The following is a 12,796-nucleotide window of genomic DNA, read 5'->3' as shown; positions in this document are numbered from 1 at the left end:
GCGCATAAAGCCGGCATGATCAAGAAGCTGCAAACGCCCGATTTCCAGCAGACCCATCGGCTGAGGCTGAACACACTGATCCGCCTGCGCTGGCTGGCGATCATCGGCCAGAGCGTCACCGTCGTCTTCGTCGCCTACTGGCTCGATTACCCGTTGGCGGTGAGCCTGTGCTTTGCGCTGATCGCCTGCTCGGCATGGCTGAACCTGCTGCTAACCTTCCGCTTTCCCTCCGCTCACCGGCTGCAGCCGCTGGCAGCACTCGGCATCCTCACTTTCGACGCGCTCCAGCTTGCCGGCCTGCTCTACATGACAGGCGGCCTGACCAACCCGTTCTCGCTGCTGATGACCGTGCCGGTCGTCATCTCGGCGACTTCGCTGCCGCTGCGCATGACCGCACTTCTCGGCGGCTTCGTCATGGCGATGGCGACGGCTCTCGTCTTCGTTCATCTGCCGCTGCCATGGACGGCAGGTGCGGAGCTCGCCATGCCCTTCGTCTATGTCGCCGGCATGTGGACGGCGGTCATGTCGAGCATCGCCTTCACCGCCATCTACGCCTGGCGCGTTGCCGAGGAGGCGCGGCTGCTGGCCAATGCGCTTGCGGCAACCGAACTGGTGCTGCAGCGCGAGCAGCACCTGTCGGCGCTGGACGGGCTCGCGGCGGCCGCCGCTCACGAACTCGGCACGCCGCTGGCAACCATCGCGCTGGTGGCCAAGGAGATGGAACGCGCGCTCGGCAAGGATACGAAGTTCCATGAGGATGTGACGCTGCTGCGATCGCAGAGCGAGCGTTGCCGGCAGATTCTCAAGCGGCTGACCAGCCTGTCGTCGGAAAGCGAGGAGCATCTCGCCCGCCTGCCGCTGACCTCGCTGGTCGAGGAGGTGATCGCACCGCATCGCGATTTCGGCATCTCGATAAAGCTGGAGCCGGGCGAGCGCATCGGCGCGGAGCCGGTTGGACGCCGCAATGCGGGCGTCATCTACGGGCTCGGCAATCTGGTCGAGAACGCAGTCGATTTCGCCGCCAGCGCCGTCACCATACGCTGGCGCTGGGACGACCGCAGCGTCGTTTTCGAGATCGTCGATGACGGGCCGGGCTTTCCGCCCGAGATCATAGACCGTATCGGCGAGCCCTATATGTCGACCCGCCAGGGGCCGGAGTCGGGCGGCGGCCTCGGGCTCGGCCTGTTCATCGCCAAGACGCTGCTGGAACGCTCCGGCGCCACGCTTGCCTTCTACAACGCCAATGAGCGCGGCAAGGGCGCTGTGGTGCAGATCGACTGGCCGCGCGAGGTGTTTTTGAATCCCGGGTCGGCGTCGTCCTCGATGTTCGATACCGCTTAGAGACCGAGCGAAAATAAGCCTGTTTCGAAGAGACGCAGGCGCAAAGCGGCTTCATGCTGGAAAAACAGGCATTTGACGCTTATATTCGCTGAAAAATAAGATGGATGGACGATGATGATCGCGGAAGAAACAGTTGATGGCAGCATTACCGGCGGCGACACCTCGCTGCTGATCGTGGATGACGACAAGCCGTTTCTGACCCGACTGGCCCGCGCGATGGAAACGCGCGGTTTCCAGGTTGAGACCGCCGAGAGCGTCGAGGAAGCCGTCGCCAAGGCGCGCGCCCATGCCCCGGCCTATGCCGTGGTCGACATGCGGCTGGCCGACGGCAACGGCCTCGACGTGGTGGCCGCTATCCGCGAGAAGCGCGACGACGCCCGCACCATCATCCTCACCGGCTACGGCAACATCGCCACCGCCGTGACCGCGGTAAAGCTCGGCGCCATCGACTATCTGTCGAAGCCGGCCGATGCCGACGACGTCTTCGCAGCCCTCACCCGCACCGGCGGCGAGCGCGCGGCCCCGCCGGAAAACCCGATGTCGGCCGACCGCGTGCGCTGGGAGCATATCCAGCGCGTCTACGAAATGTGCGAGCGCAATGTGTCGGAGACGGCGCGACGGCTCAACATGCACCGCCGGACCTTGCAGCGGATATTGGCCAAGCGCGCGCCGCGGTAAGGGTTTCTTTCGGGCGCTTAGCAACGGACGGTCTCAAGAACCCCCTCTCCGTCGCGCTTCGCGCGCCACCTCTCCCCCGCTTTGCGGGGGCGAGGAACCGGCACCTGCCGAGGTCGCGGCATTCCAGAACTTGGGTTCCTCGCCCCCATGAAATGGGGGAGAGGTGGCGCGCGAAGCGCGACGGAGAGGGGGCGGCGATGCAGAACCATCGCTTTCCGTGAAAATTTCTACTCACTCTCACCTTCCAGCGCCGGCACCGAAACCCCCGCAAGCTCAGCCGCCAGCAGCCGTGAAGCCCCCGCCCGCGCGATTCGCAGCATCAGCGCCTTGCGCGTTGCCGCCGCCATGCGGTGTTCAGGCGCGTCGCGCATGATCTCCGCGCCATAGCCGTCGGAGAGGATGAACCCGCATTCCTCGGGAAAGATTTCCGCCGGCACGTCGGGATGCGTGGCAAAGAAGAAGCGGTCCGAATGCAGCCGGTAATCCGGCCATTTGCGGTCGACGCGGAAATCCTCGATCGACGATTTGATCTCGATGATCCAGATGTCGCCCTGCCGCGTCAGCGCGACGAGATCCGCCCGCCGCCCGGTTGCCAGCGACAGTTCGGGCAGCACATGCATGCCCATCTGCATCAACAGCCGCTGCACGCCCCGCCGCACGATCATCGCCCGCTCGGACTGGCGGCCATCGACAAGCGGGTTGACGGGAATCGGCAGGACAATAGGCATGGCGACAGCATGCCACCGAATGTTCTCGTTTTGAACCTGTTTTTGGTGGGATTATGTACTTTACAAACACAGCCAACCAATTGCTTTGGCCGCTACATATAGAGGTTTTTGCAGAACGTATGTCGAACATCCCCGCATATAGCGGATCTATCGACTCCTTGTGCTAGTTTTGATATATATTTGAATCAGTTGCGGGAGACGGTCCTGACCGACCGGCTCCCGCGACGTCCGCGACCAGAGTGGTGAGCCGTCGCTGACGTATTCGTATTTCAATTGAACGGGCGTCGGCTCTGCCCCCGCATAAGGACAAAGCCGATGGCAGTTAATTTTGAGACTATCGATCCCCAAAAACTCCTGGCCGCCTTTAAGAAGGCGATTGACGATGGCCATGTTGTCACCTGGTCCTATGACAAGGACGGGGACTTCACCCACGTGCCCGAGCAGTGGAAGCACAAGGCGTGGCTTCGCCCTGTTATTTTCAACGATCGTTTGATCCTGAACTTCGTGGGCAACACCAAGATCAAGACGTCGAAGGCCGTTTATGGAGTCTACCATGGGCGGTTCATCGAATCGATGCTGACCCACTGCGATGGCCTTTTCAGCACGGGCGCCGCTACTGCGATGCCGACCAACAGCGACTACATCCAGAGCGCAGCTTAAAGGCGCACTTCATAGGTTGGCGTAGTTGTCCTGCGCCAACGTCCCTTCGAAGAAGGCTTCACGTTGGCGTGGGGATAAAGCGTCCACGTCAACGCACTCAAAGGTTTTGCCGTCAACTACCTTCGAGAAGGTGGGATACCGCTCTTTTGACCTGCTCTTAGGTGGAAATGGGATGACTTGTGCCATTTGCATCACTTCCCTTTTACTTCTTGGCTTAACTGCAGTCTTCGGCTTTGATTTCGGCGCTGGCAGCATATGCTCCAGCTCCCCATCAACGTGTCAGCTGCCGATTTCCTTTAGCATCAGTTCACGGATTCTAGCATTCAAGACTTCAAAATTAAGCTCCATCGCTCCTCCTCATCTCAATAGTGAGAGAAAATACAAGCATTTCCTGTTGTAAAAGGCGAATCAAGTGAGCCAAACTACACCTTGATTAACGCGAGAACAGCAAGCCGTTTGAAGCGCTATCCGACCATAGGGCCATGTTGACAGCTCTGGAGCTTCAGCGCTCAGCACCTGAAACCCCGCCAATTCTGTTGCAAAAGCGCCACAGCCTCAACTTACCCGTGCGTCATGCGCGCACTGGCAGGACCACCCTCTTGGCAATGGTTAAAAACGCCCGTTAAGAATGAAGGCGAAAATGCGGCCCGAATCGGGCTGGCGTGGTCGGGTTGGAGCAGCGGATTTATTCATGCGCATGAAACCATTTTTCGTCGCGGCGGCTCTGGCGCTGACGACGGCCCTGGCAGGCTGTACTTTCGACGGCGGGCTCAGGACTTTCTCCGGCGACTACGGCACGCGCACCGACGCAGGCTACCAGCTTCCGACGATCCCGATCTACAAGGTGCCCAAGGAATTCCATCGCCAGGTCGTGCGCTACGACACGGCGGAAGTGCCCGGCACGATCATCGTCGATACGAGCAACAAGTTTCTTTACTTCGTGCTGCCGGAAGGCAAGGCCATGCGCTACGGCATCGGCGTCGGCCGCGAAGGGTTCGAATGGAAGGGCTCGGCGCGCGTGGCGCTGAAGCGCGAATGGCCGGTCTGGACGCCGCCCTCGCAGATGATCGGCCGCCAGCCTGAGCTCGCCAAATGGCGCCAGGGCATGCCGCCCGGCCTGACCAACCCGCTCGGCGCACGTGCGCTCTATCTCTTCAACAAGGGCGGCGACACCGGTTACCGCCTGCATGGCACGCCGGAATGGTCCTCCATCGGCAAGGCCATGTCATCAGGCTGCATTCGCCTGATGAACCAGGACATCATCGACCTCTACAACCGTGCCGAGGTCGGCGCGAAGGTGGTGGTGCTCTAATCTAGTTAGGGGGCCGTCCGGAAAGTTGCAGGCTTTTCGGATGGTGAAAGTGGCGACAGACTGCACACGGACCGTCTCGGCAACAAGGACGTCCAAAAACAGGAAACCGGGCTTTTGGCCCGGTTTTTTGTTTGGTGCGTCAGAAATGCGTGCCCGAAGCGGCAAAAATCAGCTGATCTGCTCGACCTGCTGAACCTCGGGCACGAAATGGCGCAGCAGGTTCTGGATGCCGTGCTTCAGCGTCGCCGTGGAAGACGGGCAGCCGGCGCAGGCGCCCTTCATGTGCAGGAACACGGTGCCGTTCTCGTAGCCGCGGAAGGTGATGTCGCCGCCATCCTGCGCCACGGCCGGCCGAACCCGCGTGTCGAGCAGTTCCTTGATCGTGGCAACGATCTCGGTGTCTTCCTCGCCAAAAAACTCGCCGCTCTGGTCGGCCTTGTCGGTCGCTGCCTGGCCGCCGACGGCCATCACCGGCGCGCCGGACATGAAATGCTCCATGATCGCGCCGAGAATCGCCGGCTTCAGGTGCTGCCAGTCCGGGCCGTCCTTGGTGACGGTGACGAAGTCATAGCCGAAGAACACGCCTGTCACGCCCGGAATGTCGAACAGGCGTCCGGCCAGCGGCGAAGCCTCGCGCGCGGCGTCCGCATCGCGGAAATCGGCCGTGCCTTCGAGCAGGACTTCCTTGCCGGGCAGGAATTTCAGCGTGGCGGGATTGGGGGTCGCCTCGGTCTGGATGAACATGGCCGCATCTCCGTGCGCATAGTTTGGAATAATTCTAAATAGGCTTTATGCCGGCGACATTCAAGCGAAACCGGTCGGCGGCAACCCTGTCGGACAGATGATTTGCTTAGGCCAGGCTTTCAAGGTCTTCGTCGGAAAGATTCTGCGGCACGACCGTGACGGGAATGGGGAAGGCGGCGCCCTTGCCGGCAATCGAGGCGACCAGCGGCCCCGGGCCTTCCTTGGCCGCACCCGCCGCAAGCACCAGGATGGCGATATCCTGGTCCTCTTCGATCAAAAGGTGGATCTGCTCGGCGGGCTTGCCCTCGCGCACCACCAGTTCCGGCTCGATGCCCAGCGTCTCGCGCACCTTCACCGCATAGGTGTCGAGCGCTGCCTTCGCCGTGGCCATCGCCTCGTCGCGCATGATCTTCTCGACGCCGAGCCAGTGCTGGAAATCGCCGGGCTCGATGACGTAGAGCAGCACGACCACGCCGCCGGTGCTTTTCGCGCGGCGCGAGGCATAGGCCACGGCGCGCTCGCATTCGGGCGTGTCGTCGATGATCGCGAGGAATTTGCGTCGGTGTCCGGCTTCCCGGCTGAGACGTTTAGAGACCATTTTCCAACCCTATCGCGGGAAAGCCTGTTTCGGCGCAATCTGCCATTGGCGCCCGCCATCGGCAAGCGCCAGCATATGGCCCCGAATGCTGCTGACATTTCGGGGCCATATGATGGTTTGGAAGCAAGGTGCAGGCGGCTCGTCAGCTGCTGACGAGCCCGATGATCTCGCGCACCGTCTTCATGGTGGTCTCGGCAAGCTTGCCGGCGCGCTCGCCGCCGTCTTTCAGGACACTGTCGATATAGGCGGTGTCGGCCGAAATGCGGCGCATCTCGGTGGCGATCGGCGCAAGCTTGGCCACCGCAAGATCGGCAAGTGCCGGCTTGAAAGCGGAAAACTGCTGGCCACCGAACTCGGCGAGCACCTGGTCCTTGCTGGTCTCGGCAAGGGCGGCGTAGAGCACGACGAGGTTTTCGGCTTCCGGCCGGCCCTTCAGCCCATCGGCTTCCGACGGCAGGCCCTCGGGATCGGTCTTGGCCTTGCGGATCTTCTTGGAGATCGTCTCGGCGTCGTCCGTCAGGTTGATGCGCGACAGGTCGGACGGGTCGGATTTCGACATCTTCTTCAGGCCGTCGCGCAGCGACATGACGCGCGGCGCCGGACCTTCGATCAGCGGCTCGGTCAGCGGGAAGAAGCCGTTCACCTTCTCCTCGCCCGACATCATTTCCACGCCGACGCCGAGATCGGCAATGCGGTCGGAATAGTCATTGTTGAACTTCTGGGCGATGTCGCGCGTCAGCTCAAGATGCTGCTTCTGGTCGTCGCCGACCGGCACATGGGTGGCGCGGTAGACGAGGATGTCGGCAGCCATCAGGCTCGGATAGACGAACAGGCCGGCGGAAGCGTTCTCGCGGTCCTTGCCGGCCTTTTCCTTGAACTGCGTCATTCGGTTCAGCCAGCCCATGCGGGCAACGCAGTTGAACACCCAGGCCAGCTCTGCATGCTGCATCACCCGGCTCTGGTTGAAGACGATGTGCTTCTTCGCGTCGATGCCGGCGGCAAGAAACGCAGCGGTGACCTCGCGCGTCGCTTTCATCAGCTCGACCGGATCGGGGGCGATGGTCAGCGCGTGCAGGTCGACGACGCAATACATGCAGTCATGGCTGTCCTGCAGCATGACGAAGCGGCGGATGGCGCCGAGATAGTTGCCGAGATGGAGATTGCCCGTCGGCTGGACACCGGAAAAGACGAGCGGCTTGAAGGCGGTCATTTATGTGTTCCTCGTGGCTTGTGGAGGGCCGTTTCGCGCGCGGCGAAAATCGATGCGCGCTTATGAACGAAGGCGAGGGCGCGATCAAGATGCGACTTCAAGAGCGCAGAGCAGAAACGGCTCAAAACTCACGATGTTGATAATCCCATGTAGATTGAGCTATATAGAGAAAGAGGTGTGCAGCATGACGATCAACATCACCAACAAGGATGCGGACAAGCTGACGCGGACCTTCGCGCAGATGGAAGGTGTCGGCCTTACCGAAGCCATCGTCATTGCCATGACCGAGGCGCTGGCACGCCGGCGCAACACCGAAAGCCCCCTCGAGACGGCGGCAAGGCTCAGGGCTGAGTTCGGGATCGAATTGAGCGACGAGGCGCGAAAGCCGCTGCCGCGCTCGGTCTATGACGAACTGTCTGGCGAAGAATGATGTTCATCGATGCCGCCGCGATAGTGGCAATCCTCAGTGACGAGATGGAGGCTCGCCGTTGCGCGGACGCGATAGTCGGAGCGACGGCTCCATTCACCTCTGCGATTGCCGTCTGGGAAGCCGCGATGGCGCTTTCACGCCCCGAGAAGCTTGCCATGCCGGTCGATCAGAGCGCGAAGATCGTCACGCGGTTTCTGGAAGAGCGCGGGATTGCGGTTAGGGAGCTTCCGCCTGGCGAGGAGTCGATATCCTTGTCCGTCGAAGCGGCATCGCGCTTCCGCAGCAACGCCATTCGCCTCAACATGGCCGACTGCTTCCACTACGCTTGCGCGCGATATTACGCCGCCCCAATGCTATCCACGGCCGACGAGTTCCGGCTTACGGATCTGGAGACGGTCCAGTAGCATCTTTGACCTGCTTGCCTCTCCCCCGCCTGATACTCCGCCGCAGCATGCCGATATCGGCGCCACCGGTGCCGAAGGCGACGATGAAATAGATGAGCGTGCCGACGCCGACCAGAACGGCCAGCGTCGCGGCCTGCGTGTAGACCGGCGAGGACGAGGCGAGGTAGGGCGCCAGCCACTGTATGGCGAAATAGAGCGCAAGGCCCATCACTGCTGCCGCCAGCACCAGTCGCGGGATGCGGGTCAACAGCGGAATGTCGGTGCCCCAGTGGCCGCGCCTGATCAGGACGCCGAAGAGCATGGCCGCATTGACCCAGCCGGCGATAGCGGAAGCAACCGCGATGCCCGGCGCACCCATTTCGGGAAATAGGGTCAGCGCGACAGCGATGTTCACGGCCACAGAGATCGCTGCAAAAATCATCGGCGTGCGCGTGTCCTCGCGGGCGAAATAGCCGGGCGTGAACGCCTTGATCAGCACGAAGGCCGGCAGGCCGAGGCCGAAGATCGCCAGGATCGCCGCGACCGTCGGCGTGCTGTTGGTAGCGGCGAACTGGCCGCGCTCGTAAAGCACGCGCACGATCGGTTCCGACATGACCAGCAGGGCGGCGGTTGCGGGCAAGGTCAGGAACAGCGTGAACTCGACTGAGCGGTTCTGCAGATTGGCGGCTTCTTTCAGGTTGCCGGATTTCAGCGAGCGCGCCAGTTCGGGCAGGAGCACGATGGCGACCGCGACGCCGACGACGCCGAGCGGCAGCTGGTAGACGCGGTCGGCCAGCGCCAGCGAGGAAACGGCGCTGTTCTGGCCCGACGCGATGGCCGTGCCGATGAGCTGGTTGATCTGGGTGATGCCGCCGGTGATTGCGGCGGGCAGTGCGAGGATCAGCAGGCGCTTGACGTTGGGTGTCAGGCGCGGGCGGCGAAAGCCGATCGAAATGCCGGCATGGCGCACGGCGATCCAGACGATTGCGAGTTGCACCAGTCCTGCCGCCAGCACGCCCCAGGACAGTGCATAGCCGACAGTCAGTCCGTCATGGCCCTTGTGCCAGGCATTGGCCAGTACGCCGATGAGGATGAAGTTGAGGAACACCGGCGCGATGGCCGCGGCGAAATAGCGGCGCAGCGAATTCAGCATGCCGCTCATCATCGCCGCCAGCGACATGCAGATGAGATAGGGGAACATGATGGTGGCGAGCGCCACGGTGAGATCGTATTTCTGCGCGTCGTCAGCAAAGCCCGGCGCGATGACGAAACGCACCAGAAGCGGCATCGCCAGTTCCATGACGATGGTCAGCGCCAGCAGCGCCGTGAACAGGACGCCGAAGACTTCCTCGGAAAAGCGCTTGGCGCCGTCGGTGCCGTTGGCTTCGATCTCCTTGGCGAATAGCGGCACGAAGGCGGCATTGAAGGCGCCTTCGGCGAACAGCCGGCGAAACGTGTTGGGAAACTGGAACGCGGCGTAGAAGGCATCCGCAATCGGCCCGGTGCCGATCGCCGCCGCCATCAGCATCTCGCGGATAAAGCCGAAAGCCCGGCTCATCAGCGTTCCGGACGCAACGGTGGCGAATTTCTTGATGAGGCTCATGGGTTGGTCACCCTCCCCCTCGAGGGGAGGGTGGCCGCGCAGCGGCCGGGTGGGGTCGGTGCCGCAATACTCGACGCTCCTTTGTGCCGGGCGCGGCATGAACCGACCCCCTCTGTCGCCTTTGGCGACATCTCCCCCTCGAGGGGGGAGAATAGCGGCGCGGCCCTCATTCCGCTGCTGCCTTGGCCTTGGCGGCGCGCTGGACGGCAGCCTCACCGCCGAGCGTGGCGATCAGCCTGGTGCGGATGGTCTGGAGCCGGGTCGGGTTGTCGATTTTCTGGCCGGTCAGGTCGGTCACGTAGAAGGTGTCGATCACCTTTTCGCCGAAGGTGGTGATGTGCGCAGATGCGATGTCCAGCGACAGGTCGGACAGCGCGCCGGTGATCTCCGACAGCAGGCCAGGGCGATCAAGTCCCGACACGTCGATGACGGTAAACCGGTTCGACAGCGTGTTGCGGATATCGACGCGCGGCTCGCGGCGGAAGGCCTTTGCGCCGCGCTTCGGCTTGGTCCGCTTCTCGATCATCTCCGGCAGCCAGCTCTTGCCGGACAGCACATCCTCGATCAGCCGGCCAACGCGCTCGGCGCGGCGGCGCTCGTCCTCGTCGCGGTCGAATTCTCTGGAGATCAGGATCGTGTCCAGCGCGCGGCCATCCGAGGTGGTGAAGATCTGCGCGTCGACGATATTGCCGCCGGCTGCAGCACAGGCACCCGCAATCACGGACAGCAGACGCGGATGGTCCTGCGCCAGCACGGTGATTTCGGTCACCGCCTCGAATTCATGGGTCTTCACCATGGTCGAGAGCTTTTTCTCGGCTGCGTCCGCCTCGCGGATGAACTGGGCATGCCTGATCTGGTCCTTGAGATCGACCGCCAGAAGGTAGTTCTCGTAAGGCAGCCCGACGATGCGCTTGCGCTCGTCCTCCGGCCAGTCGGCAAGGGCCTCCGCCAGCCTTTCGCGCGCCTGTCCGGCACGCTGCGCTCGCGACACTTCGGAAAAGCCGCCGGTCAAAAGCAGTTCGGTCTCGTAATAGAGCGTGCGCAGAAGCTGGCCCTTCCAGCCGTTCCACACGCCCGGTCCGACGCCGCGAATGTCGCAGACGGTCAGGATCAGCAGCAGCTTCATGCGCTCGACCGACTGCACCAGATCGGCGAAATCGGCGATCGTCTTGCGGTCGTTGAGGTCGCGCGTCTGCGCCGTCATCGACATGACGAGGTGGTTTTCCACCAGCCAGGCCACGGTCTCGGTGTCGGCGGCTGAAAGCCCCATATGCGGACAGAGACGCCGCGCGATCTTTGCGCCCGCCTCCGAGTGGTCCTCCGGGCGACCCTTGGCGATGTCGTGCAGCAGCACGGCGACGTAGAGCGCCTCGCGCTTGTTCTTCAGCCCCGCCATCAGCGAATGCGACAGCGGATGGATTTTCTCGCCGTCGCCGCGTTCGATTTCCGACAGCACGCCGATGCAGCACAGCAGATGCTCGTCAACCGTGTAGTGATGATACATGTTGAACTGCATCATCGCGACGATGCGGCCGAAATCCGGGATCAGCTTGCCGAGCAGGCCGGCTTCGTTCATGCGGCGCAGATTGAGCTCGGGGTTGCGGTCCGAGGTCAGGATATCCAGGAACAGCCGGTTGGCTTCCTTGTTGCGGCGCAGGTTCTTGTCGACCAGCGACAGCGAGCGCGTCAGAAGCTTCAGCGCGTCGGGATGGAATTCCAGCCCGTGCCGGTCGGCGAACCAGAACAGGCGCAGCATGTTGACCGGGTCACGCTCGAAGACATGGTCGTCGGCGACGTTGATGCGGTGATTGTCGACGATGAAGTCGGTGGTGCCGGCAAGCTTGCGGCGCCGGCGCGAGAAGGTCAGGAAGATGCGGTTGAAGCCCGGCACATGCTTGGCCTGCTCCTCTTCCAGCCCGGCGCAGAAGATGCGCGTCAGGTCGCCAACGGTCTTGGCGATGAGGAAGTAGTGCTTCATGAAGCGCTCGACCGCCGACAGGCCGGGATGGCTGGTGTAGCCGAGCCGTTCGGCGATATCGCGCTGTATGTCGAAATGCAGCCGCTCCTCGGCCTTGCCGGTGAGGAAATGCATGTGGCAGCGCACCGCCCAGAGAAAATCTTCGGCCTTGAGGAACTGGTTGTATTCGGCGCGGGTAAAGACGCCCTGATCGATCAGCTCGTCGCCGCTGCGGACGCGATAGAAATATTTGCCGATCCAGAACAGCGTCTGCAGGTCGCGCAGGCCGCCCTTGCCGTCCTTGACGTTGGGCTCGACGAGATAACGGCTTTCGCCGGCCTTCGCGTGGCGGTCGTCGCGCTCGGCAAGCTTGGCCTGGACGAATTCGGGGCCGGTGTCCTTCACCACTTCCTTGTCGAAGCGCGAAAGCAGTTCGTTGAACAGCTTTTCCTCGCCCCAGATGAAGCGGGCTTCGAGGATGGCGGTGCGGATGGTGATGTCGCCGCGCGACAGGCGCAGACATTCCTCGATGTTGCGGGTGGCATGGCCGACCTTCAGGCCGAGGTCCCACAGCATGTAGAGCATGTATTCGACGATCTGCTCGCCCCACGGCGTCTGCTTGTAGGGGAGGAGAAACAGGAGGTCGATGTCGGAGCCGGGCGCCAGCGTGCCGCGTCCATAGCCGCCGACGGCCACCACCGCCATGCGCTCGGCCGATGACGGGTTTTTGGCGCGGTAGACATGGGTGACGGCAAAATCGTAGAGCGCGCGGATGATCTCGTCCATGAGATGGGAAATCCGCGCCGCACAGGCTGTGCCGCCGCCATCCTCCATCAGCATCTTTTCGGCGACCGCGCGCCCTGCAACGCTCGTCTCCTTCAGCAACTGCAGCACCTTGCCGCGCACCGCCAGCGACGAGCCGTCGCCGCCGGTCTCGGCGGTCAAGGCCGTCAGGTTCCGGCGCAGGGTTTCGCCGTCGACCATCTCTTCGAGCTTGAGGGGAATCTTTGCCATGTGTGAGTAGAAGACTCGCTTTCCGGGCGGCGTCTATACCGCGTTTTTCCTTATGTGGGTATGGGGTGCGAAATCGTGGCGGGGCAAGCAAAAAAACCGGCCTGCCGCCTCGACATTGCCGCCTGCCTTGTGTAACCG

12 protein-coding genes are annotated in these 12,796 nt (G+C 62.5%); 6 read left to right on the top strand and 6 right to left on the bottom strand.

Annotated elements, in window-relative coordinates; genetic code table 11:
- The first annotated feature begins 15 nt into the window (after nucleotides 1–15).
- Nucleotides 16–1,341 carry an ActS/PrrB/RegB family redox-sensitive histidine kinase gene (locus tag WBQ96_RS12265; RefSeq protein ID WP_336550550.1) on the top strand — a complete coding sequence of 442 codons (1,326 nt, stop codon included), beginning with the start codon at nucleotides 16–18 and terminating at the stop codon, nucleotides 1,339–1,341.
- A 114-nt stretch (nucleotides 1,342–1,455) separates the two neighbouring features.
- On the top strand, nucleotides 1,456–2,019 hold the full coding sequence (locus tag WBQ96_RS12260) for an ActR/PrrA/RegA family redox response regulator transcription factor (RefSeq protein WP_091911768.1): 564 nt from the start codon (nucleotides 1,456–1,458) through the stop codon (nucleotides 2,017–2,019).
- 227 nt (nucleotides 2,020–2,246) lie between these two features.
- Here WBQ96_RS12260 and WBQ96_RS12255 read toward each other — a convergent pair whose 3' ends face one another.
- Nucleotides 2,247–2,747, bottom strand: a complete 501-nt coding sequence (locus WBQ96_RS12255) for an MmcB family DNA repair protein (protein ID WP_336550551.1) — start codon at nucleotides 2,745–2,747, stop codon at nucleotides 2,247–2,249.
- Between the two features lie 315 nt (nucleotides 2,748–3,062).
- Here WBQ96_RS12255 and WBQ96_RS12250 point away from each other — a divergent pair, with 315 nt between their 5' ends.
- Nucleotides 3,063–3,407 carry a hypothetical protein gene (locus WBQ96_RS12250; protein WP_336550552.1) on the top strand — a complete coding sequence of 115 codons (345 nt, stop codon included), beginning with the start codon at nucleotides 3,063–3,065 and terminating at the stop codon, nucleotides 3,405–3,407.
- A 691-nt stretch (nucleotides 3,408–4,098) separates the two neighbouring features.
- Nucleotides 4,099–4,719 carry a L,D-transpeptidase gene (locus WBQ96_RS12245; protein WP_336550553.1) on the top strand — a complete coding sequence of 207 codons (621 nt, stop codon included), beginning with the start codon at nucleotides 4,099–4,101 and terminating at the stop codon, nucleotides 4,717–4,719.
- A 168-nt stretch (nucleotides 4,720–4,887) separates the two neighbouring features.
- Here WBQ96_RS12245 and WBQ96_RS12240 read toward each other — a convergent pair whose 3' ends face one another.
- The 3 genes from WBQ96_RS12240 to trpS form a co-directional block, all read right to left on the bottom strand.
- Nucleotides 4,888–5,463: a NifU family protein gene (locus tag WBQ96_RS12240; RefSeq protein ID WP_091911650.1), complete on the bottom strand. Its 576-nt coding sequence runs from the start codon at nucleotides 5,461–5,463 to the stop codon at nucleotides 4,888–4,890.
- A 106-nt stretch (nucleotides 5,464–5,569) separates the two neighbouring features.
- Nucleotides 5,570–6,061 carry a universal stress protein gene (locus WBQ96_RS12235; protein ID WP_336550554.1) on the bottom strand — a complete coding sequence of 164 codons (492 nt, stop codon included), beginning with the start codon at nucleotides 6,059–6,061 and terminating at the stop codon, nucleotides 5,570–5,572.
- A gap of 142 nt (nucleotides 6,062–6,203) precedes the next feature.
- On the bottom strand, nucleotides 6,204–7,271 hold the full coding sequence (gene trpS, locus WBQ96_RS12230) for a tryptophan--tRNA ligase (protein ID WP_336550555.1): 1,068 nt from the start codon (nucleotides 7,269–7,271) through the stop codon (nucleotides 6,204–6,206).
- A gap of 184 nt (nucleotides 7,272–7,455) precedes the next feature.
- On the opposite strand from trpS, the gene WBQ96_RS12225 reads away from it, so the two are divergent.
- Entirely contained in the window at nucleotides 7,456–7,701 is a 246-nt protein-coding gene (locus WBQ96_RS12225) for a type II toxin-antitoxin system VapB family antitoxin (protein ID WP_336550556.1), read from the top strand.
- Nucleotides 7,698–8,105 (top strand): type II toxin-antitoxin system VapC family toxin, encoded by a 408-nt coding sequence (locus tag WBQ96_RS12220; protein ID WP_336550557.1) that lies wholly within the window; start codon nucleotides 7,698–7,700, stop codon nucleotides 8,103–8,105. Before WBQ96_RS12225 ends, WBQ96_RS12220 begins: the two co-directional genes overlap by 4 nt.
- Here WBQ96_RS12220 and murJ read toward each other — a convergent pair.
- Complete coding sequence (gene murJ / locus WBQ96_RS12215; RefSeq protein WP_336550558.1) at nucleotides 8,080–9,687, bottom strand: murein biosynthesis integral membrane protein MurJ; 1,608 nt, start codon at nucleotides 9,685–9,687, stop codon at nucleotides 8,080–8,082. The genes WBQ96_RS12220 and murJ overlap by 26 nt on opposite strands.
- A 166-nt stretch (nucleotides 9,688–9,853) precedes the next feature.
- Complete coding sequence (locus tag WBQ96_RS12210; RefSeq protein WP_336550560.1) at nucleotides 9,854–12,658, bottom strand: [protein-PII] uridylyltransferase; 2,805 nt, start codon at nucleotides 12,656–12,658, stop codon at nucleotides 9,854–9,856.
- Nucleotides 12,659–12,796 lie beyond the last annotated feature (138 nt).

It is taken from the genome of Mesorhizobium sp. CCNWLY176 (assembly GCF_037153935.1).
Taxonomy (GTDB): Bacteria; Pseudomonadota; Alphaproteobacteria; order Rhizobiales; family Rhizobiaceae; genus Mesorhizobium_M; species Mesorhizobium_M zhangyense.
Note: the sequence above shows the minus strand (reverse complement) of the source record. Positions and strands in the feature narration are given on the sequence as shown.